This is a genomic window from Exiguobacterium sp. s181 (assembly GCF_018617125.1).
GTDB lineage: Bacteria > Bacillota > Bacilli > Exiguobacteriales > Exiguobacteriaceae > Exiguobacterium > Exiguobacterium profundum.
Map to the genome: position 1 here is coordinate 525,594 of NZ_JACSJM010000002.1, position 20,497 is coordinate 546,090.

24 protein-coding genes are annotated in these 20,497 nt (G+C 47.9%); all 24 read left to right on the forward strand.

The window, feature by feature from the left end; all coding sequences use genetic code 11:
• Window positions 1–990: a flagellar motor switch protein FliM gene (gene fliM, locus KNO70_RS09065; protein WP_214687937.1), complete on the forward strand. Its 990-nt coding sequence runs from the start codon at window positions 1–3 to the stop codon at window positions 988–990.
• Window positions 987–2,117, forward strand: a complete 1,131-nt coding sequence (fliY, locus tag KNO70_RS09070) for a flagellar motor switch phosphatase FliY (RefSeq protein WP_078146708.1) — start codon at window positions 987–989, stop codon at window positions 2,115–2,117. The genes fliM and fliY overlap by 4 nt, the downstream gene beginning before the upstream one ends.
• A 13-nt stretch (window positions 2,118–2,130) precedes the next feature.
• Window positions 2,131–2,496: a response regulator gene (locus KNO70_RS09075; protein WP_015881400.1), complete on the forward strand. Its 366-nt coding sequence runs from the start codon at window positions 2,131–2,133 to the stop codon at window positions 2,494–2,496.
• Entirely contained in the window at window positions 2,493–2,987 is a 495-nt protein-coding gene (locus tag KNO70_RS09080) for a flagellar biosynthetic protein FliO (RefSeq protein ID WP_214757109.1), read from the forward strand. Before KNO70_RS09075 ends, KNO70_RS09080 begins: the two co-directional genes overlap by 4 nt.
• Window positions 2,984–3,649, forward strand: coding sequence for a flagellar type III secretion system pore protein FliP (gene fliP / locus KNO70_RS09085; RefSeq protein ID WP_015881402.1), 666 nt, complete (start codon window positions 2,984–2,986; stop codon window positions 3,647–3,649). The genes KNO70_RS09080 and fliP overlap by 4 nt, the downstream gene beginning before the upstream one ends.
• 11 nt (window positions 3,650–3,660) lie before the next feature.
• Window positions 3,661–3,933: a flagellar biosynthesis protein FliQ gene (gene fliQ / locus KNO70_RS09090; protein WP_015881403.1), complete on the forward strand. Its 273-nt coding sequence runs from the start codon at window positions 3,661–3,663 to the stop codon at window positions 3,931–3,933.
• Entirely contained in the window at window positions 3,930–4,700 is a 771-nt protein-coding gene (gene fliR, locus KNO70_RS09095) for a flagellar biosynthetic protein FliR (RefSeq protein ID WP_147537295.1), read from the forward strand. Before fliQ ends, fliR begins: the two co-directional genes overlap by 4 nt.
• Window positions 4,697–5,791, forward strand: coding sequence for a flagellar biosynthesis protein FlhB (gene flhB, locus KNO70_RS09100; protein WP_214684481.1), 1,095 nt, complete (start codon window positions 4,697–4,699; stop codon window positions 5,789–5,791). Before fliR ends, flhB begins: the two co-directional genes overlap by 4 nt.
• A gap of 13 nt (window positions 5,792–5,804) precedes the next feature.
• On the forward strand, window positions 5,805–7,826 hold the full coding sequence (gene flhA / locus KNO70_RS09105; protein WP_256440172.1) for a flagellar biosynthesis protein FlhA: 2,022 nt from the start codon (window positions 5,805–5,807) through the stop codon (window positions 7,824–7,826).
• 1 nt (window position 7,827) lies between these two features.
• Window positions 7,828–8,889, forward strand: a complete 1,062-nt coding sequence (locus KNO70_RS09110; RefSeq protein WP_214684476.1) for a flagellar biosynthesis protein FlhF — start codon at window positions 7,828–7,830, stop codon at window positions 8,887–8,889.
• A complete protein-coding gene (locus KNO70_RS09115; RefSeq protein WP_015881408.1) occupies window positions 8,868–9,707 on the forward strand; it encodes a MinD/ParA family protein in 840 nt (279 codons plus the stop codon). Before KNO70_RS09110 ends, KNO70_RS09115 begins: the two co-directional genes overlap by 22 nt.
• A 19-nt stretch (window positions 9,708–9,726) precedes the next feature.
• Window positions 9,727–11,718, forward strand: coding sequence for a chemotaxis protein CheA (locus KNO70_RS09120; protein ID WP_214812236.1), 1,992 nt, complete (start codon window positions 9,727–9,729; stop codon window positions 11,716–11,718).
• A gap of 12 nt (window positions 11,719–11,730) precedes the next feature.
• On the forward strand, window positions 11,731–12,162 hold the full coding sequence (locus KNO70_RS09125; protein WP_015881410.1) for a chemotaxis protein CheW: 432 nt from the start codon (window positions 11,731–11,733) through the stop codon (window positions 12,160–12,162).
• Window positions 12,152–12,751: a chemotaxis protein CheC gene (locus KNO70_RS09130; protein WP_015881411.1), complete on the forward strand. Its 600-nt coding sequence runs from the start codon at window positions 12,152–12,154 to the stop codon at window positions 12,749–12,751. Before KNO70_RS09125 ends, KNO70_RS09130 begins: the two co-directional genes overlap by 11 nt.
• Window positions 12,744–13,229 carry a chemotaxis protein CheD gene (locus tag KNO70_RS09135; protein ID WP_214812239.1) on the forward strand — a complete coding sequence of 162 codons (486 nt, stop codon included), beginning with the start codon at window positions 12,744–12,746 and terminating at the stop codon, window positions 13,227–13,229. The genes KNO70_RS09130 and KNO70_RS09135 overlap by 8 nt, the downstream gene beginning before the upstream one ends.
• Window positions 13,230–13,241: 12 nt before the next feature.
• Complete coding sequence (locus KNO70_RS09140) at window positions 13,242–14,012, forward strand: FliA/WhiG family RNA polymerase sigma factor (RefSeq protein ID WP_159562099.1); 771 nt, start codon at window positions 13,242–13,244, stop codon at window positions 14,010–14,012.
• A 12-nt stretch (window positions 14,013–14,024) separates the two neighbouring features.
• Entirely contained in the window at window positions 14,025–14,417 is a 393-nt protein-coding gene (locus KNO70_RS09145) for a hypothetical protein (protein ID WP_074037229.1), read from the forward strand.
• A 152-nt stretch (window positions 14,418–14,569) separates the two neighbouring features.
• Complete coding sequence (rpsB, locus tag KNO70_RS09150) at window positions 14,570–15,310, forward strand: 30S ribosomal protein S2 (protein ID WP_015881415.1); 741 nt, start codon at window positions 14,570–14,572, stop codon at window positions 15,308–15,310.
• Window positions 15,311–15,427: 117 nt separating this feature from the next.
• On the forward strand, window positions 15,428–16,309 hold the full coding sequence (gene tsf / locus KNO70_RS09155; protein ID WP_078146717.1) for a translation elongation factor Ts: 882 nt from the start codon (window positions 15,428–15,430) through the stop codon (window positions 16,307–16,309).
• 110 nt (window positions 16,310–16,419) lie between these two features.
• Complete coding sequence (gene pyrH, locus KNO70_RS09160) at window positions 16,420–17,145, forward strand: UMP kinase (protein ID WP_015881417.1); 726 nt, start codon at window positions 16,420–16,422, stop codon at window positions 17,143–17,145.
• A complete protein-coding gene (gene frr / locus KNO70_RS09165) occupies window positions 17,142–17,702 on the forward strand; it encodes a ribosome recycling factor (RefSeq protein WP_031421698.1) in 561 nt (186 codons plus the stop codon). The genes pyrH and frr overlap by 4 nt, the downstream gene beginning before the upstream one ends.
• A gap of 84 nt (window positions 17,703–17,786) precedes the next feature.
• On the forward strand, window positions 17,787–18,524 hold the full coding sequence (locus KNO70_RS09170) for an undecaprenyl pyrophosphate synthase (RefSeq protein WP_078146718.1): 738 nt from the start codon (window positions 17,787–17,789) through the stop codon (window positions 18,522–18,524).
• Window position 18,525: 1 nt separating this feature from the next.
• Window positions 18,526–19,323, forward strand: coding sequence for a phosphatidate cytidylyltransferase (locus tag KNO70_RS09175; RefSeq protein ID WP_078146719.1), 798 nt, complete (start codon window positions 18,526–18,528; stop codon window positions 19,321–19,323).
• Window positions 19,324–19,337: 14 nt separating this feature from the next.
• The gene (gene dxr, locus KNO70_RS09180; RefSeq protein ID WP_015881421.1) at window positions 19,338–20,495 is read left to right on the forward strand and encodes a 1-deoxy-D-xylulose-5-phosphate reductoisomerase; all 1,158 of its coding nucleotides are present in this window, start codon (window positions 19,338–19,340) and stop codon (window positions 20,493–20,495) included.
• Window positions 20,496–20,497 lie beyond the last annotated feature (2 nt).

Here is a 20,497-nt window from a genome sequence, read left to right on the forward strand (position 1 = left end):
ATGGGAGAAGTACTGTCTCAACAAGAAATTGATGCCTTACTATCTGCTTTAAGCAGTGGGGATGTCGAAGCGGACTCCTTTCTCGCGCAAGAGGAAGAGAAGAAAGTACGACAATACGACTTCAAGCGAGCCGTTCGATTTTCAAAAGACCAAATTCGTAGCTTAACTCGGATTCATGAGCATTTCACACGAATGCTCACGACATTTTTCTCGGCCCAACTTCGCACGTACGTTCAGTTTTCGGTCAACTCGGTCGAACAATTACCGTACGATGAATTCATTCATTCTATTCCGAGCATGACGATGATCAACTTGATTGAGGCGCCACCGTTAAACGGGCGATTCATCATCGAGGTCAATCCGAACATCTCGTACGCGATGTTAGACCGATTACTCGGTGGTCCCGGTGTCGAGATGGACAAAATCGAATCGTTCACCGAAATCGAGATGCGGATCTTGACGCAATTGTACAAACGGGCGTTTTCGACATATGGGGATGCTTGGGAATCGATTGCTGAGATTAAAGCAGAAATGTCAGCCGTGGAAGTGAATCCGCAGTTCCTGCAACTCGTCTCACCAAACGAAACGGTCGTCTTGATTTCAATCGGTGTGACAATCGGTGAAGTGAGCGGAACGATCAACATCTGTCTGCCATTTGTCACAATCGAACCGGTATTGTCCAAGCTATCGAGTCATTACTGGATGCAAGAAGCGAATCGACGAAATGCGAGTCAATCGAGTAAGGAACCGCTTAAAGCCCAATTGATGAACTCGACGGTCGAGGTCGTATCCTTACTCGGTGAGACGACGATCACATTTGGAGATTTGTTGCATCTAGAAGTCGGAGATTGTTTGGCACTCAATCAATTAGCAAAAGAACCCCTGTCCGTCATGGTGGGGGAAAATAAAGTATTTAAAGGGCAAGTCGGTGTGAGCGGGAAGCGAATGGCGGTTCAAGTGCTTCACCGTGTGAAGGAGGAAGAGCAATGAGTGAGATGCTGTCACAAGATGAAATTGATGCGTTATTACGCGGGACAAGCGACAATACGCCGACGCCAGAAGTCGATGCGAAAGAAGAACATTTAGATTCGATGGAGAGCGATGCACTCGGAGAAATTGGGAATATTTCATTCGGGAACTCGGCAACGGCCTTGTCAACATTACTACAACAAAAAGTTGAAATCACTACACCGGTTGTCAGTGAAGTGAGAATTGAAGCGTTACGCGAACGCTATCCCACTCCTCATGTGGCGCTTCGAGTAGGCTACACAGAAGGAATCCAAGGGGAGAACGTCCTCGTCTTGACTCGCGAAGATGCGGCCATCATCTCTGACCTCATGTTAGGCGGGACCGGAGAAAATGTTGATCCGGAGAGCCTTGATGAGATTCGGTTGTCGGCAGTTCAAGAAGCAATGAACCAAATGATGGGGGCGGCCGCAACGTCTTTATCGACGGTATTTTCGAAGAAGATTGACATCTCGCCACCGCTTGTCGAAGTGTTCGATGCGACGAAGAACCAAACCATCATCGATCGCCTTGAACTTTGGGAGACGATGGTACTCATCGAGTTCAATCTCAAAGTAGGTACGTTGATTGATTCAACAATCGTTCAGATCGCACCGATTCAATTTGGAAAGCAATTGGTCGATGAGTTGATGAAAGCTACAGGGGAAGCCCAGGCAGCACCGGAACCGGTGAAAGCGCAGCCGCAAGCGGAAGCGCCAAAACCACAACCGCAAGCCCAACAACAGGCGCAACCAGTCACCCCGCAACCAAGTAAACAAAAATCGATGCCGGAAGTGGCAGTTAGCCAAGCGGAATTCATGCCGCTCCAATCACCGGCATCGCAAGAAGCGGCCCCGGCGAATCTTGGGTTGTTATACGATGTCCCGTTAAACGTGACAGTAGAGTTAGGAAGAACGAAGAAATCCGTTCGGGAAGTACTTGAGTTATCACAGGGCTCCATCATCGAACTCGACAAACTAGCGGGTGAGCCGGTAGACATTTATGTCAACCAACAGCGAATCGCTAGAGGAGAAGTCGTTGTCATTGAAGAAAACTTTGGGGTACGTGTAACAGAAATTATTCAACCGCATGAGCGGATCGGAATCGTTTAAGGAGGAATTTAGAATGAGTGCAAAAGTATTAGTAGTGGATGACGCAGCGTTCATGCGTATGATGATCAAGGACATTTTGACAAAGAATGGATATGACGTAGTAGGTGAGGCAGAAAACGGCGCGGACGCTGTCGCGAAATACCGTGAACTCACACCGGATCTCGTCACACTTGATATCACGATGCCTGAGATGGATGGACTCGCAGCATTGAAAGAAATTCGTAGCTTCGACTCGAATGCGAAAATCATCATGTGTTCAGCGATGGGACAACAAGCGATGGTCATCGATGCCATTCAAGCTGGAGCAAAAGACTTCATCGTCAAGCCTTTCAATGCAGAACGTGTCATCGAAGCAGTTTCTAAAACGGTCGCACAATGAAGAAATGGTGGTTGATTATTCTCCTCGTGGTCGGGCTCTCTGCTCCGGCCACGGTTGAGGCCGCCACCGTAGACCAACAATTCGAGCAACAACAGACAGATGAACAGGAAAGTAACGTTCCAACGACAGCGTCAACCATTGGCAATGGCGTGAAAGTCGTGTTGAGTCTCGTGGTCGTGGTCGGCGGATTTATCGTCTTGATGCGTTGGCTCAGTTCTAAAACACAAGGCGTGAAAGCGACTCAACATATGAAACATCTCGGAGGCGTCCCGCTCGGAAAAGACCGTTCCGTCCAGCTCGTGAAGCTCGGTGACCAAGTGTATGTACTCGGTGTCGGCGATTCGATTCAACTGATCGATCGACTCGATGCGGACACGATCGAGGAAGAACAAACGGAATCCTTGTCACTCCGAACGTCAAATTCGAATGCATTTTTAGACACCTTTAAGAAACAACTCGCTCAGCTAGAAGAAGTGAGGAAGAAATCATGACGACGTTTGAGCAATTGATCAATTTAGAAACACCGGACAGTACGTCGACATCCATCAAGCTTTTGATTTTGTTGACATTGCTGACGCTCGCACCATCCTTTTTAATCTTGATGACTTGCTTTACTCGGGTCGTGGTCGTCTTGTCATTCATTCGACCGGCACTCGGTACACAGCAAACGCCACCGAACCAATTGATTGTCGGATTGGCACTATTCATCACACTGTTCGTCATGTCTCCGGTTCTCTCGGATTTGAACGAGAACGCATTGAAACCGTACCTCGATGACAAGATCTCACAAGATGAGGCGTTCGATGAGGCAAGTGGGACGATGAAGGAGTTTATGTCGAAATATACAAGACAAGAAGATTTACAACTGTTCTTAAAGTATGGGAACTACGAGCAGCCGGAGACACTTGATGATGTGCCGCTCCTCGCTTTGGTGCCTGCTTACGCGATCAGTGAGTTGAAGACCGCTTTCCAAATCGGCTTCATGATTTTCTTACCGTTTTTGATCATTGATATGGTAGTCGCAAGTGTCCTCATGTCGATGGGGATGATGATGCTTCCACCGGTCATGATTGCACTGCCGTTTAAATTATTGTTGTTTGTATTGGTCGATGGCTGGCACTTGATTGTGGAATCATTGCTTAGAAGTATGTAGGGGGAACGGACATGACACAAGAAATGGTCATCTATTTGGCGACAGAGAGTGTGTGGACCTTATTAAAAATATCAATGCCACTTCTGCTCATCTCACTGATCGTCGGTCTCGTGATCTCGATTTTACAGGCCACGACTCAAATTCAAGAACAAACGCTATCGTTCGTTCCGAAAATTATTTCGGTCTTCATCGGTCTCGTCATCTTTGGACCGTGGATGCTTCAACAGATTGAAGGATTCACGCGTTTGATCTTTGAGTTGATGGTTGAGGTTGCATCGAAATGAATGCGGTCGACTTCATCAGTATGTATGGGTTAACGTTCGCACGACTGTCTGGCTTTTTTGTCAGTGTCCCGTTGTTCTCGACGAGACAATTACCGGTCATGCACCGCGTCGGATTCAGTGCGTTTTTAGCGTATTACGCGATGTTCACACTGACCGAGCCAATCCAGATGACGAATGCGTTCGTCCTGCAAGTCGTCTATGAAGTCATGATCGGACTTTTACTTGGACTGTTAATCAACATCCTATTTTTTGCACCACAAATTGCCGGTGGGGTCATTGATTTACAGCTCGGATTAGCGATGGCTTCGGCATATGATCCGATGTTTGGCGGTCAATCGCCATTGATTGGACGATTTTATTATATTTTTACGCTGTTCATTTTGTTAACGAGCAACCTGCATCTTCTGCTGATTGATGGCATTTATTATAGCTTTCAAATCTATCCGCCTGGTCAACCGATGATCAACTTTACCGAAGCCTCTTTGATGATGGCCGTGAAAGTCGTCACCATGACCATGATGGTCGCGTTGCAATTGGCGTTGCCGATGATGGCTTCCTTGCTCCTTGTTGACTTAGCTCTCGGATTTTTAGCGAAGTCAGCGCCACAGTTCAATATCTTTGCCATCGGATTTTCATTTAAACTCATCGCCGGCTTTGCCGTCATGGTTTTATTGATGGGACTGACATTGACAGGGATCAGTCAGTTCATCCCGCTATTACAAGAAGTGATGCACGACTTTATGCTCATATTAGGAGACGCCTCATGAAGAAGCCTCTATATCCTTTATCGGTCAATCTACAGTTTTTTGCAGGCGAAAAGACAGAAAAAGCGACGCCGCGTAAACGGGAAGACTCCCGAAAGAAGGGGCAAGTCGCCAAATCAGCCGATTTGACTGGAGCGTTCGCACTTTTTGCGATGTTTCTCATGTTATCTTTTTTCGGTCCCGTGATTGGGCAGCAATTGCTTTCTTTAATCAGCGATTTACTCAGCCCAGAGTATTTATTGTTTAACGTGACGGGCGGCATGTCGGATATGGTCGTCGACTTAATGCTCCGTGTCGGTTTGATTTTGGCTCCGTTCTTTGTCGTTGCCGTCGTGTTTGGGATTCTCATCAATTACCTACAAATCGGAACGTTATTTTCTTTAGAAGCCATTCAACCAAAGCTTGAGCGGATCGACCCGATCAAGGGGGTCAAACGCATCGTCAGTATGAAAGCGGTCGTCGAATTTTTAAAGTCCTTATTCAAATTGTTAATCATCCTGACAACCGCTGTCGCTGTCCTTTGGAAAAATCAGAAAGAACTGTCTCGGATGGCCGTCGAACAAGTTCGTGAATCGATTGTCGCACTCGCGAGTATCACGATTGAACTCGGTCTTTGGGTAAGTGTCGCCTTGCTCGCACTTGCACTACTCGATTTATTCTACCAACGATTTGATTTCGAGAAATCGATCCGAATGTCTAAGCAAGATATAAAAGATGAGTACAAAAATACGGAAGGTGACCCACTCATCAAATCTAAAATCAAACAGCAACAACGGGAAATGGCGATGCGACGGATGATGCAAGAGATACCGAATGCCGATGTCGTCATCACGAACCCGACCCATTACGCGGTCGTCATTCGATATGATGACACGAAAGATTTTGCGCCGCTCGTGGTCGCCAAAGGGGTCGACCGGGTCGCCTTTCATATTCGAGATGTCGCAAAAGAACATGACGTGGCCATTGTTGAAAATAAACCACTCGCGCGCGCGCTCTATGCGCAAATCGACATCGGTGAAGTGGTAGACGAATCGTTTTATCAAGCCATTGCGGAAGTACTGGCATTCGTCTATCAAATGAAGCAACCGTCTTGAGGAGGAGTATGTGTTGGCAGTAAAAGCGAAAGACTTTGCAATTTTGATTGGTGTGTTGATGATTGTCATCATGCTGATCATCCCGCTACCGGGGTTTTTATTAGACTTTTTAATCATCGTAAATATTTTGATCGCCATCATGATTCTACTTGTGGCGATGAATGCCCGGGAAGCACTTGACTTCTCCGTATTCCCTTCTCTCTTATTGATTGTGACGTTGTTTCGTCTTGGTTTGAACGTATCGACGACCCGTTCGATTCTATCTAAAGGTTATGGTGGGGAAGTCATCGAGACGTTCGGTGATTTCGTCATCGGTGGAAATGTCCTTGTCGGATTTGTCGTCTTTCTGATTCTTGTCATCATTCAATTCGTCGTCATCACGAAAGGAGCAGAGCGTGTATCGGAAGTATCTGCTCGCTTCACACTCGATGCGATGCCGGGGAAACAGATGGCCATCGATGCCGATTTGAACTCTGGTTTAATTGACGATAAGGAAGCCCAGATGCGTCGCCGTAAAATTCAAAGCGAGGCGGACTTCTATGGATCAATGGACGGGGCATCGAAGTTCGTTAAAGGAGATGCCATCGCTGGTATTATCATCGTTACGATCAACTTGATCTTCGGGATTATCATCGGTGTCGTTCAAATGGGATTACCAGTTGGAGAAGCGTTCCAAACGTTCTCACTCATGACAATCGGGGATGGCTTGGTCAGTCAAATCCCAGCACTTTTGATTTCGACCGCGACCGGGATTATCGTGACCCGTGCCGTCTCGGATGGAAACTTAGGGGAAGACGTAATCGACCAGCTCGGTCAAAACCCATCACTCCTTTATATCGCCGGGTCGATTGTCTTCATGCTTGGTTTTGTATCACCGCCCCTACTTCCTGTGACGATGATCATTGCCGGAACGGCATTCTTCGGCGCCTACACGATGCGTCGAAATATCCGTCAGGCAACGGAAGAGCCGATGCTCGAAGAGGAACCATCGACAGCGCCGACAGAATCAGTCGTCTCGCTGTTGCAGATTGACTCGATTGAATTTGAATTCGGGTATGGCTTGATTCCGCTTGCAGATGAGTCTCAAGGCGGTGACTTGTTAGACCGCGTTGTCATGATTCGTCGTCAACTCGCACTCGAGCTTGGCTTCATCTTACCGACGGTCCGGATTCGCGATCACTTGCAGTTATCACCGAACGCATACCGAATCAAAGTCAAAGGGAACGTCGTTGCAGAGGGAGAGCTATTGCTGGATCATTACTTGGCGATGAGCCCGGGCATCGAAGACCCTGAGGTATATGGAATTGAAACAACGGAACCAGCATTCGGTCTTCCTGCCCTTTGGATTGATGAAGAAACACGAACTCGGGCAGAAATGAGCGGGTATACCGTCGTTGATCCGCCTTCTGTTGTCGCGACTCACTTGACCGAGACGTTGAAGAAACATGCGGCAGATTTACTCGGTCGGGAAGAGACGAAACAACTCGTCGAGCACCTGAAAGAGACGCATCCGGTTCTCGTAGAGGACGTGACGCCGTCAGTCCTTTCGATTGGCGAAATTCAGAAAGTGTTGCGCCACTTACTCCAAGAAAGTGTTTCCATTCGAAATTTGCCGCTTCTGTTTGAGACGATGGCAGACTACGGAAAAGTGACGAAAGATGCGGAAATCTTAGGAGAGTATTGCCGTCAAGGCTTGTCCCGTCAATTGACCGATCAAGTCAAACCACCTGAAGGTCCCCTTTACGTCGTGACACTCGGCGGACAGACGGAACAGACGGTGCAAGATGCGGTTCAGAAAACGGAGTTCGGGAACTATTTGGCGCTCGACCCAGAGCAAGCTCGAGAGATTATCGAGCGCACTGGCGAACAACTGTCGATGTTTGAACGATATGGGGCATCGGCTGTGATTTTATGTTCCCCAACGATTCGTCTGTTCGTTCGTCAATTACTCGAACGGTATTATCCAGATGTGCCGGTATTGGCTTATAACGAATTACTCAGTTCCGTCGAAGTGAAAAGTATTGGGGTGATTTAACATGCAGATTAAAAAGTTTACGGCGAAAACCATGGCTGATGCGATGGCGAAAGTGAAACAAGAGCTCGGAGACGAAGCGGTCATCCTCAACTCACGACAAGTGAAGACAGGATGGTTCGGTCTCTTTGCGTCAAAGCAAGTGGAGGTCATCGCAGCCCTCGAAAAAGAGCAAGTCGTCACAAAGCCACGACAGCCTGTCCCTGTTCGGACAGCACCAACACCATCACAACCTGTCATCCCGCAAACACCACCACGTGTGATTGGAGGAGCGGCACCGAGACTACACGCCTCGTTGCAACATGTCGAATCGCTGCTCTCGACAGAATCCTTTGCCGATGAGTCGTGGGAGGAAACGCTGAACGAACTATACTACACGACAAAATCTGTAGAAGAAGCTGAACGTTTCGTTTACGAACAAGTCAAATCGTCGTTCATTGAACCGCCTGAAGCGAAGCGATATGTTATGGTCGTTGGACCGACGGGGGTCGGCAAGACGACCACGCTCGCCAAACTTGCGGCGCACTTCAAGCTGACGGAAGGCAAAACGGTCGGATTGATCACGACCGACACGTACCGAATCGCTGCCATCGAACAGTTGAAGACGTATGCTGAAATCATGAGTATTCCGGTGGAAGTGGCATATGACTTTCATGACTTCAAGCGTGCCAAGCAATTGTTTGCTCGTAAAGACATCGTGCTAATCGACACGGCGGGACGAAATTTCCGCGATCCGGCTTACGTCGAACAGTTTCATGAACATCACGACTTCACTGAAACAAGCCTTTCGCTCGTTTTGAGTTTGACATCCAAAACGAAGGACATGGATATGATCTATTCGCAATTCGAGTCATTGCCTCTTAGCTCACTCATTTTTACGAAGGCGGACGAGACAAGTGATATCCACGCGATGTACCGCATGGTGAAAAAGAGCGGTCTTCCGGTCGCCTGGATGACAGACGGCCAAGAAGTGCCGGACGATCTGATTCGGGGGAATGCGGACGCACTGACGAAACGACTGTTTGAGAAAGAAGGGTGGGCAAGATGGACCAAGCAAGGCGTTTAAGAGCAATCAATGATGCCCATCCGACGACAATCGCCTTTGCGAGTGGGAAAGGTGGGGTCGGAAAGACGAACGTCTGTGTAAACACGGCCATCGCCCTAGCTGAACTCGGAAAACGAGTGTTGATTGTCGACTTTGACATCGGAATGGCCAATGTGCACATCTTGATGAATGCCATGAAGTCCAGAACGATGATCGAGACCGTCAAAGCTCGTATTCCATTGGCTGCAGCTGTTCAGAAAAATGTATATGGTGTCGATATATTACATGGAGGGAGTGGGCAGGACCAACTCGTCCATCTCTCAGATGATGACATGCAATTTCTCATGCGAGAACTCGAAGTATTGACCGAATATGATTATGTCCTGTTCGATATGGGGGCTGGAGCGACGGACACTTCACTCCAGTTCATCGCGGGTTGCGATGAGATGTTCTTGATTTTGACTCCAGAACCTACCTCGCTAATGGACGGTTATGCATATACGAAACTGGTGCACCATCAGTACCCGGACTTACCGCTTGGCGTCATCGTCAACCGAGCCCAGTCCGGTGAGGAAGCCCTTCAATGTTTCGAACGGATGGAAGTCGCATGTAAACAGTTTTTAAATAAGACGATTCGATTCCTCGGCTTTCTACCAGACGACTCATCTGTCAGAAAGGCAGTCATCGCCCAAGTCCCGTTTTATCAATACAACCGAAAGAGTGATATTAGCTGGCGCCTCGAACGAATTTTGACAACGCTTACGGGTACGCCTCCGAAACCACGTCACTTGATGGACCGTTTGATGGGGAACTTACGAAAACAGTGGAACCGAGTATAACGACAGGGAGGTAAATGAGATGGACGTGAATGAATACTTAGGGTTGTTTTTAGATGAATCCCAAGAACATATCCAATCGATCAACACACAGTTACTTAAATTAGAACAATCGGGTGGGGCGGATGTTGTACAGGAGATCTTCCGGTCCGCGCACACGCTAAAAGGGATGTCTTCGACGATGGGGTACGAACGCGTTGCCAACTTGACACATGAGATGGAGAGCGCGCTCGACCTCGTCCGTGGCGGCAAAAAGGAAAGTAACCAACTCTTGTTGGATACGATGTTCATCGCCATGGAACAGATGGAAGACATGATTGCGGACATCGAGAGCGGAGGACAAGGCGCGAACGTGGATGTATCCGAAACGGTCGCCGCATTCCAATCCTTCATCGGTGGGAAAGAAGTCGCAGTCGAAAAAACGTCAGAGACGAGCACGTTTGAGATTGATCTATATACGAACTCGGTCATCGAGCAAGCCAAACAGACAGGCTTTGAGGCGTATCAAATCACAGTCAAACTGTCTGACGCGGTCGTTTTGAAAGCGGCCCGTGCGTATATGGTATTCGATCGCCTTCAAGAACTCGGTGAGGTCGTCAACACACATCCGGAGACAGAAGAAATCGAACAAGAGCAATTTGACTTATCGTTCGACGTCTTATTCTTGTCACAAGAGACGGCAGAAGTGATTGAACATGCCATCGCTCAAGTATCGGAAGTGGAGCGCGTCGAAGTCAATACGTATACAGAAACAGCGGTCAGTGAGCCAGAAGTCGCTGTGACAGCGGAGACGATTGCACCTGAACCTGTCGTTCAAGCTACCTCGGACAAGGAAGAAGCGAAAGATACGAAAGAGCAAGTAGCCGCTCAAGCACAAGCAAAAACGATTCGCGTCAACTTAGAACGAATTGATCGTCTGATGAACTTATTTGAAGAGTTCATTATCGACCGTGGACGACTTGAGCGCCTGGCGGACGAAGTCGGTCAACCAGAATTGAATGAAACGGTCGAAAAAATCAAGCGGGGAACGAACGAGTTACAATCACTCGTCTTGACCCTCCGGATGATGCCAATCGAACAAGTGTTCAATCGCTTCCCACGAATGGTGCGTTCGGTTGCGAAAGAAATTCATAAAAAAGTCCAGTTGGACATTTCAGGTGCTGAAACAGAACTCGATCGCACGGTCATCGATGAAATTGGCGATCCGCTCGTCCACTTGATCCGTAACGCCATCGATCACGGCATCGAACGTCCGGAAGTACGTCTTCAAGCCGGAAAACCGGAGCAGGGCATGCTTGCACTCCGTGCGTATCATGGCGGAAACCGAGTCTTCATTGAAATCGAGGACGACGGTGCCGGCATCAACGTCGACAAGGTTCGCTCGAAAGCGTTGGAGCGCGGCGTAATCACAGATGAAGAAGCGACGACGATGTCTGAGAACGAATTGGCGATGCTGATCTTTGCTCCGGGCTTCTCGACGGCAGACGTGGTCACTGACTTGTCAGGACGCGGTGTCGGACTCGATGTCGTCAAAAATAAAATCGAGTCACTCGGTGGGGTTGTTTCTCTAGAGACGGTTGCGGGACAGGGCACGAAGTTCCAAGTCAGCTTACCGCTCACCCTCTCGATCATCTCGGCGATGCTCGTTCAAGTGGGAGAGGAATCGTATGCGATTCCATTGACATCGATCCTTGAGACGACATTACTTGATGAAGCGGACATTTTGACAGCACACCGTGAGCGAGTCTTCGACTTCCGTGGTCAACTGGTCCCACTCGTCTACATGAAAGAAATGTTTGGCATCGAATCAGAGACGAAGTCGCAATTCCCGGTCGTCGTCGTTCGAAAAGGCAACAAACTCGTCGGCGTCGTCGTCAACGATTTGATCGGTCAACAAGAAATTGTCATGAAACCGCTCGGTACGTATCTTGAAGGGATTCCAGCTATCTCTGGTGCGACCATTCTTGGTGACGGTCGCGTCGCCCTTATCGTAGATAGTAACGATCTCTTTTAAGGAGGAATATTGATGGAACAGAAATGGGTAGTCTTTTCACTTGAAGAAAATACGTATGGGATCGACGTACAGTCGGTCCGTTCAATCGAGCGACTTCAGCCGATCACACGAGTGCCGAACGCACCGTCACATGTGAAAGGGGTCATCAACCTTCGTGGTGTCGTCACGCCGGTCATCGACCTTCGCTTGCGACTCGGCTACGAAGAAATCGAACCAACGGATGAAACGCGCATCCTGATCGCCTCGTTGAATCAAGGAGATGCCGGATTTATCGTCGACCGTGCGAATGAGGTCGTGGAAAGCGATGAAGTACGAATCGAACCGATTCCGGAATCGAGCCGCGATATGCTCTCGGCACATCTGACAGCCATCGCAAAAGGAGAAGATAAACTCTTCTCCTTACTCGATGCGAATGCGTTGTTTGAGGAACAGTATGCTGAGTGAGTTTGAACAAGACCTGTTAAAGGAACTGGGAAATATAGGGTCTGGACATGCGGCGACTGCCTTGTCGGCAATGCTTTCGAAACCGGTGAACATTACCGTGTCTTCTGCCGAAATGGAACCGATCACCTATTTACCAGAGCGAGTCGGCGGTCCGGAACGACATGTTGCCTCGGTCTTGTTGGAATTAGATGGTGATATTCGTGGAATGATCCTCATTTTGTTCGCCGTGGAAGATGCCGAGCAAATGGTTTCGACCTTGATTGGGATGCCATATTCATTTGATTCTTTTGATGAGCTCGGCCAATCGGCTTGGGAAGAGGTCGGGAATATTATGAGCGGTGCTTATGCGCGAGCGCTAGGTGACTGGTTACAGACACCGATTATGATTCAAGTGCCGGCAACGGCCATCGATATGGCAGGTTCGATTGTTGAATTTGTCGTCACGTCTGTACAACCTGAGGAAGACGCGGCGCTCTATATCGACACGACATTTATGATTGATCAAAAAGTAAGTGCAGGACATGTGTTGTTCCTACCAACACATGGGTCGCTCAAACGGATTCAAGAACGGTTGCTTGGCAATGGCTGATGTATTAAAAATCGGCATTGCCGAATGGAAGCAGACGAACGCACCAAATCGGTTACGTACAGCCGGACTCGGGTCATGTGTGGGTGTCATTTTATATGACACCCGCCTCCAATTGGCAGCGATGGCACATGTCATGTTGCCGGACTCGACGATTGCTCGTAAGAACCAGACGATTGAAGTAGGAAAATACGCAGATACAGCCATTGATACACTCGTGCATTCATTGAAACGAGAAGGGGCCACGCGGCTTCAAGCAAAGATGGCAGGCGGCGCTCAGATGTTTCAGTTTAAATATGAGAACGAGGCGATGCGAATCGGTGAGCGAAACGCCGAGGCCATCCGCCAAGCATTAAAAGTCCATCGTATTCCGCTCGTGGCAGAAGATTGTGGCGGACATAACGGGCGGACAATCGAGTTTGATGTCGCAACATCTGTCTTATCGATTCGGACGGTGAGCGTGGGTACGAAAGAACTATAAGGGGGGATCGACATGACGACTCATCTTACACAGTTGTGGGATCGCTGGAATATGGACCGTGATATGGATACAGCAAACGAATTACTAGCACATTACGAGTTTCTCATCCACTACCACGTACAACGGATGATCGTGACGCTTCCAAAGAGCGTCGAACGCGACGAATTGAAAAGTTTGGGTTACATGGGATTGTACGATGCCCTTATGAAATATGATCCAGAGCACAATAATAAATTTGATACGTATGCTGCGTTTCGGATTCGTGGAGCCATTATCGACGGTTTACGAAAAGTGGATTGGTTACCTCGGTCGGTTCGAGAAAAAGTGAAAAAAATCGATCAGGTGGCAGAACAGCTTGAACAGTCGTTACATCGTGCTCCAACGAAGAGCGAGTTAGCTTCGGCATGCGACTTACCGATTGCAGAAATCGAACGAACGATGGCGGAAGGGTACTTTGCCAATATGTTGTCGATTGATGAGGCCGTGACGTTGCAAGAAGAAGGAAAAGTCATGTCTGTCACGTATTTCGACCCGGATTCTGAAAAGCCAGAAGATACGTTGTTGCAACGCGAATTGATTGATGTGCTGGCAGCAGAAGTCGACCATTTATCCGAAAAAGAACGACTCGTCGTCTCTTTGTTTTACTTTGACGAACTGACGTTGACGGAGATTGGGGAAGTGCTCGAACTGTCAACATCACGGATTTCGCAAATTCATTCCAAAGCGTTGAAGACATTAAAACACGCGCTCGGTCGGTCCTATTTAGAAGAAAAGACATCGTAAGGAGATGAACAAGTGTATATTGTATATGTGATCACAGCTTGTTTGGTTGCTTACGGTTTTTTATTCGGCTACCGACAAGTCCAAGCGCTGCAGGAACGAGTCGAACGGCTCGAACGAGAGAAGCAAGAGACCGAAACGTTGCTTCTTTCATTCATGGAGTCGATGAACGACCTCGTTGTTCAAGAACCCGTTGAACGTTCGAACGTGGTTCAACAGGAAGAAGCTTCATCGCTCCCTGTCAATGAGTCCGTTCAAACGGTCGTAGAGGCGACAGAAGAGACGACCCCGTCCGCGTCAATCGACGTGGACGATGTCTTGTTGCGACATTCCGTGCGGGACGCTGCCCGTATCCTCGGAAAAGGCGAGGGCGAGCTTGCGCTTTATGCGAAACTTCGTAAAAAGTGAGAGTTGCCGGATTTCGTGACATATGCTATAGTAATTCTCGGTGTTAAACACATCACACACGTCTCGGGATGATATTCCTCGGTGCCGAAAGGTCGGAATACAACAATGAACGAGGCGGAGGACTTTTTTAAACCACAAGGAGGAAATTTATCATGGCAGTAATTTCAATGAAGCAATTGCTTGAAGCTGGTGTACACTTCGGTCACCAAACACGCCGTTGGAACCCAAAAATGGCGAAATACATCTTCACAGAGCGTAACGGGATCTACATCATCGACCTTCAAAAGACGGTCAAAAAAGTAGACGAAGCTTACAACTTTGTTCGTGAACTCGCGGCAGAAGGCGGAAACGTCCTCTTCGTTGGTACGAAAAAACAAGCTCAAGATACAATCAAAGAGGAAGCAATCCGTTCTGGGATGTTCTTCATTAACGAGCGTTGGTTGGGTGGAACACTCACTAACTTCTCAACAATCAAAAAGCGTATCAACCGCTTGAAGCAACTCGAAAAAATGGAAGAAGACGGCACGTTCGAAGTACTTCCTAAGAAAGAAGTCATCATCTTGAAGAAAGAAATGACTCGTCTTGAGAAGTTCCTCGGCGGAATCAAGGACATGCCTGGTGTGCCTGACGCCCTCTTCATCGTTGACCCACGTAAAGAGCGTATCGCAATCGCGGAAGCTCACAAATTGAACATCCCAATCGTTGCGATTGTCGACACAAACTGTGACCCAGACGAAATCGATTATGTAATCCCAGCGAACGACGATGCAATTCGTGCAGTTAAATTGCTCACTTCGAAGATGGCTGATGCAATCATCGAAGCGAAGCAAGGTGAAGAAGAAGTTGCTGAAGAAGCTGTAGCGACAGAAGCTGAAGCTACAGAAGCTGAGTAATCAGTGAGACAATAGGTGATAAAGGGAAAGCCTTTTATCACCTTTTTTTAGGACATGTATTCAAAAAGCCCTGTGCTTTTTCTTAAAATTCGTTAGTTTTACAAGGAGGAATTTCCGATGGCAGTTACAGCAGCAATGGTAAAAGAACTTCGTGAAAAAACAGGAGCAGGAATGCTCGATTGCAAAAAAGCACTCGTTGAAACAGACGGTGACATGCAAGCAGCAATCGACTTCCTTCGCGAAAAAGGAATCGCTAAAGCAGCAGCAAAAGGTGATCGTATCGCCGCTGAAGGTTTGACAGCAGTAGCAGTTGAAGGCAACAAAGCTGTGCTCGTCGAAATCAACTCAGAAACAGACTTCGTTGCGAAGAACGAGAAGTTCCAAACACTCGTAAACAACGTAGCAAAAGCAGTACTCGCATCAGGCGCAACAACTGCAGAAGCGGCACTCGCGGCTGAGTACGAAGCAGGTAAAACACTTGAAACGTACATCCAAGAAGAAGCTTCGACAATCGGAGAGAAAATCTCACTCCGTCGTGTAGCTGTTCTTGAAAAAGCTGACGATGCAGTATTCGGTACGTACCTCCACATGGGTGGTCGCATCGGGTCAGTCGTTGTAATCGACGGCACATCTGACGAAACAGTTGCTAAAGACGTTGCAATGCACGTTGCTGCAGCACGTCCACTTTACGCGACACGTGATGAAGTATCAGCTGAAGAAATCGACCGCGAGAAGAAAGTCTTGACTGAGCAAGCACTTAACGAAGGCAAGCCTGCTAACATCGTTGAGAAGATGATTGCTGGTCGTATGAACAAGTACTTCGAGGAAATCTGCCTCGTTGACCAAACGTTCGTAAAAGACAGCGACTTCAAAGTTGGTAAGTACGTAGAATCAAAAGGCGGAAAAATCAACTCGTTCGTACGCTTCGAAGTAGGAGAAGGTATGGAAAAACGTGAAGAGAACTTTGCTGAAGAAGTTATGAACCAACTTAAAAAATAATCTGTGTCACAATCAGTGATGCAACTAAAAATGGGAACACGTCTGTATAACCTTGAGTTAGTTCGTTAAGGGAGCGTGTTCCCTTTTTTCAAGCAAGAGGAGGCAAAGTTATGGAACCGAAATATAAACGAATTGTGTTAAAATTGAGTGGAGAAGCGCTCGCTGGAGATCAAGGTTACGGGATCGACCCTAACATTGTAAACTCAATCTCAAGTCAAATTAAAGAATTGATCGAGATGGGTGTAGAAGTCGCCGTTGTTGTAGGTGCCGGAAACATTTGGCGTGGAAAGACGGGTAGTGAACTCGGGATGGATCGGGCAAACGCAGATTACATGGGTATGCTCGCAACTGTATTGAACTCACTTGCTCTTCAAGATAGCCTTGAAACGTACGGTGTCCAAACGCGTGTCCAAACATCAATTGAAATGCGACAAGTTGCTGAACCATACATTCGTCGTCGCGCAATGCGTCATCTTGAAAAAGGACGCGTCGTTATCTTTGCGGCCGGCACAGGAAACCCATATTTCTCAACGGACACGACAGCTGCTCTCCGTGCGGCCGAAATCGAAGCTGATGTCATCTTAATGGGTAAAAACAATGTGGACGGCGTCTATTCAGCTGATCCGAAATTGGACGCGACGGCAGTGAAGTACGATACGTTGTCTTACCTTGACGTCTTAAAGGATGGACTTCAAGTCATGGACTCGACAGCAACGTCACTTTGTATGGACAACCACATTCCATTGATTGTATTCTCATTGCTTGAAGAAGGTAATATTAAACGTGTCGTTCTCGGGGAACATATCGGGACGGTAGTAGGAGGAGTCAATTCATGAGTGTCAAAGAAGTATTGAAAACAGCTGAAGAAAAAATGGAAAAAGCGCATTCTTCACTTAAACGTGATTTTGGAACGCTTCGCACTGGCCGTGCCAGCGCATCGATTTTGGATCCTGTCCAAGTTGATTACTATGGTGTCCCAACACCACTCAATCAAGTGGCAAACATCAATACACCAGAAGCGCGCCTACTTTTGATTCAACCATGGGATAAGTCAATGGTTTCTGAAGTAGAGAAAGCGATTCAAAAGGCAGACCTCGGCTTGTCTCCATCATCTGACGGTACGGTCATTCGTTTGGCGATTCCTGCATTGACGGAAGAACGTCGTAAAGAATTAGTTAAAGTCACGAAAAAATACGCAGAAGAAGCGAAAGTCGCTGTCCGTAACGTACGTCGTGACGCAAATGAAAACTTGAAGAAACTCGAGAAAGATGGCGAGTTAACAGAAGACGATCTCCGCGGATATGCAGATGACGTTCAAACGTTGACGGATTCGTATATCAAGAAGATTGATGAATCTGCAGCAATTAAAGAAAAAGAAATCATGGAAGTGTAATCACGGAAGTGGTATACCAAAAAGCTGTGTGGGGACCCTTTTTCTGAGAGGGTCCTTCTTTCATACAATCAGGAGGATAACAGAATGTTTAAATGGGTGAATCCTAAAACGAAAATCGAGGCGGAGTTAAGTGTTCCTGAGCACGTAGCCATCATTATGGATGGAAATGGACGCTGGGCCAAAAAACGTGGTCTCCCTCGCATCATGGGTCACCGGGAAGGGATGAAGTCCATCCGGGAAGCGGTACGAACAGCACAAGAACTCGGGATTCGGTCTCTGACGCTTTATGCGTTCTCTACAGAGAATTGGACTCGTCCGGAAGAGGAAGTCTCATTCTTGATGAAACTGCCGAAACAGTTTTTGGAGACCGATTTGAAAGAACTCCACGAACAGAATGTACGGGTGCTCGTTGCGGGAGATACGTCGAAACTCCCACGAGAGACACGAGAAGCCGTTGATGAAGCGAGAGAACGGACCGTTGCGAACACAGGGTTGAACCTTGTCTTCGCACTCAACTACGGGGGACGAGATGAGCTCGTTCAAGCGATGCGTAGCATTGCAGCAGACGTTCAGTCCGGTTTGGTTCAAACAGACGACATCGATGATCGTATGATTGGTGAACGACTCATGACACACGTTCAAGATGTCGATCTCGTTATTCGGACGAGCGGTGAGCAACGACTCTCTAACTTTTTATTATGGCAAAGCGCGTATGCTGAACTTCATTTCACAGAAGTATTGTGGCCGGAATTTAAGCGTGAGCATTTTGTAGAAGCGATTGAATCATACAACGCGCGCACGCGACGTTTTGGTGGGGTGTAACATGAAGACACGTATTATTACAGGACTATGGGCAGGAGCCATCTTCATCACGGTGATTGCGCTTGGAGGCAATGCCTTCGTTTCATTGATGGGGATTCTGGCACTCATCGGATTGAGTGAATTCACGCTGATGCGACAGCATAAGCTGTTGGCGTTTCCGTTCTTGGTGACAGCGCTCCTCGTGGCGTTCCCGTTCCTCTTATTATTGCTCGAGACTCAAGTTGTCACGGATGAACTTCCGTTCTCGATTGAACAATGGCTCGTCTTAGGGCTCGTGTTGTTGCTGTTTTGGACAGTGGTCACGAAAAATCGGTTCACGTATGAAGACGCTAGTTTTTACTTCGTCTCAGCGGTCTATTTAGTCGTCGGTTTCTCTAGTTTTGCGTTAGTCCGGCTCTCTGAGGACGGTCTATCGAAAGTGCTGCTAATCTTGTTTATGATTTGGGCGACAGACTCGGGAGCGTATTTTACCGGAAAAGCATTCGGGAAAGCCAAGTTATGGCCATCGATTAGTCCGAATAAGACGATTGAAGGGGCGATTGGGGGCATTGTGTCTGCGATTGTACTCGGTATCATCTTTGTCTGGATTGATCCGATCTTGCCGATGATCGAGGTCGCCATTTTAGCGATTGTCGTAGCGGTAGTCGGACAGCTCGGGGATTTGGTGCAGTCTGCTTATAAGCGTCAGTACGGAGTCAAAGATTCAGGTCATCTGTTACCGGGACATGGTGGCATTTTAGACCGGTTTGATAGTATGATTGCGGTCTTTACCGTCATTTGGGTGTTTAATCTGCTTTAAAAAGGAGTGTCGAGATGAAGCGAATTAGCTTAATTGGGGGGACTGGTTCGATTGGCGTTCAAACTTGTGACGTCATCGAACAGCACCCTGACCTGTTTGAACTTGAGGCGTATGCGTTCGGAACGAACGTCGAGGTCGCCACGGAATGGATCAATCGACTTAGACCAAAATATGTGTCGGCAACGAGTATCGAAGTACTCGAACAGTTGAAGCCGCGTCTTACATATGAACCTCTCTACTTTATTGGACCGGAGGGGCTGAAGGAGTGTGCGACGGCAGAACGGGCTGACATCGTCGTGACGGCAGTCGTTGGAGCAGTTGGACTTGAACCGACGCTTGCGGCGATTCAAGCAGGGAAAGATATTGCACTCGCCAACAAGGAAACACTCGTTACCGCAGGACATCTTGTCAAAGCGGCCGTGAAAGAACATGGGGTCAACCTGTTGCCTGTCGACAGTGAACACTCCGCGATCTATCAATGTTTGAACGGGGAACGAAGAGAAGATGTATCCAAGATTATTCTAACGGCTTCAGGCGGTAGTTTCCGTGATCGTTCACGCGATGAGCTGGCTGATGTGACTGTTGAAGACGCACTGAATCATCCGAACTGGTCAATGGGAGCAAAAATCACCATCGATTCGGCGACGATGTTCAACAAAGGCTTGGAAGTCATCGAGGCACACTGGCTGTTCGATATCGATTATAATGATATTGAAGTCATCTTACACCGTGAATCGATTATTCATTCGATGGTCGAATTTAAAGATGCTGCCGTGATGGCCCAGCTTGGAAACCCGGATATGCGCGGTCCGATCCTTTATGCGCTATCGGGACCGAAGCGGCTTGAAATCGAGGGGAATAAGCGGTTAAACTTGAAGGAAATCGGAAAGCTGCATTTTGAAGAGGCTGATTTCAATCGTTACCCGGCACTCCGGTTAGCGTTCGAAGCAGGAAGAGCCGGTGGTTCCATGCCGACCGTCTTGAATGCAGCCAATGAAGTGGCAGTGGACCTATTCTTGAACGGTCAGATCACGTTTTTAGAGATTGAACGACTCGTCGAAGATGCGATGGCTCGACATGAGGTCATTGCCGAGCCGACGCTCGCGCAAATTCTAGAAGTTGACCGAGCAGTACGTCAACAGATTCAGCAAGGAATTGAAGGTGGGGAATAAAT

Bases quoted from the DNA above. Each gene is read 5' to 3' on its own strand.
- fliM (WP_214687937.1), top strand. From the start codon at position 1: ATGGGAGAAGTACTGTCTCAACAAGAAATTGATGCCTTACTATCTGCT.
- fliY (WP_078146708.1), top strand. From the start codon at position 987: ATGAGTGAGATGCTGTCACAAGATGAAATTGATGCGTTATTACGCGGG.
- KNO70_RS09075 (WP_015881400.1), top strand. From the start codon at position 2,131: ATGAGTGCAAAAGTATTAGTAGTGGATGACGCAGCGTTCATGCGTATG.
- KNO70_RS09080 (WP_214757109.1), top strand. From the start codon at position 2,493: ATGAAGAAATGGTGGTTGATTATTCTCCTCGTGGTCGGGCTCTCTGCT.
- fliP (WP_015881402.1), top strand. From the start codon at position 2,984: ATGACGACGTTTGAGCAATTGATCAATTTAGAAACACCGGACAGTACG.
- fliQ (WP_015881403.1), top strand. From the start codon at position 3,661: ATGACACAAGAAATGGTCATCTATTTGGCGACAGAGAGTGTGTGGACC.
- fliR (WP_147537295.1), top strand. From the start codon at position 3,930: ATGAATGCGGTCGACTTCATCAGTATGTATGGGTTAACGTTCGCACGA.
- flhB (WP_214684481.1), top strand. From the start codon at position 4,697: ATGAAGAAGCCTCTATATCCTTTATCGGTCAATCTACAGTTTTTTGCA.
- KNO70_RS09110 (WP_214684476.1), top strand. From the start codon at position 7,828: ATGCAGATTAAAAAGTTTACGGCGAAAACCATGGCTGATGCGATGGCG.
- KNO70_RS09115 (WP_015881408.1), top strand. From the start codon at position 8,868: ATGGACCAAGCAAGGCGTTTAAGAGCAATCAATGATGCCCATCCGACG.
- KNO70_RS09120 (WP_214812236.1), top strand. From the start codon at position 9,727: ATGGACGTGAATGAATACTTAGGGTTGTTTTTAGATGAATCCCAAGAA.
- KNO70_RS09125 (WP_015881410.1), top strand. From the start codon at position 11,731: ATGGAACAGAAATGGGTAGTCTTTTCACTTGAAGAAAATACGTATGGG.
- KNO70_RS09130 (WP_015881411.1), top strand. From the start codon at position 12,152: ATGCTGAGTGAGTTTGAACAAGACCTGTTAAAGGAACTGGGAAATATA.
- KNO70_RS09135 (WP_214812239.1), top strand. From the start codon at position 12,744: ATGGCTGATGTATTAAAAATCGGCATTGCCGAATGGAAGCAGACGAAC.
- KNO70_RS09140 (WP_159562099.1), top strand. From the start codon at position 13,242: ATGACGACTCATCTTACACAGTTGTGGGATCGCTGGAATATGGACCGT.
- rpsB (WP_015881415.1), top strand. From the start codon at position 14,570: ATGGCAGTAATTTCAATGAAGCAATTGCTTGAAGCTGGTGTACACTTC.
- tsf (WP_078146717.1), top strand. From the start codon at position 15,428: ATGGCAGTTACAGCAGCAATGGTAAAAGAACTTCGTGAAAAAACAGGA.
- pyrH (WP_015881417.1), top strand. From the start codon at position 16,420: ATGGAACCGAAATATAAACGAATTGTGTTAAAATTGAGTGGAGAAGCG.
- frr (WP_031421698.1), top strand. From the start codon at position 17,142: ATGAGTGTCAAAGAAGTATTGAAAACAGCTGAAGAAAAAATGGAAAAA.
- KNO70_RS09170 (WP_078146718.1), top strand. From the start codon at position 17,787: ATGTTTAAATGGGTGAATCCTAAAACGAAAATCGAGGCGGAGTTAAGT.
- KNO70_RS09175 (WP_078146719.1), top strand. From the start codon at position 18,526: ATGAAGACACGTATTATTACAGGACTATGGGCAGGAGCCATCTTCATC.
- dxr (WP_015881421.1), top strand. From the start codon at position 19,338: ATGAAGCGAATTAGCTTAATTGGGGGGACTGGTTCGATTGGCGTTCAA.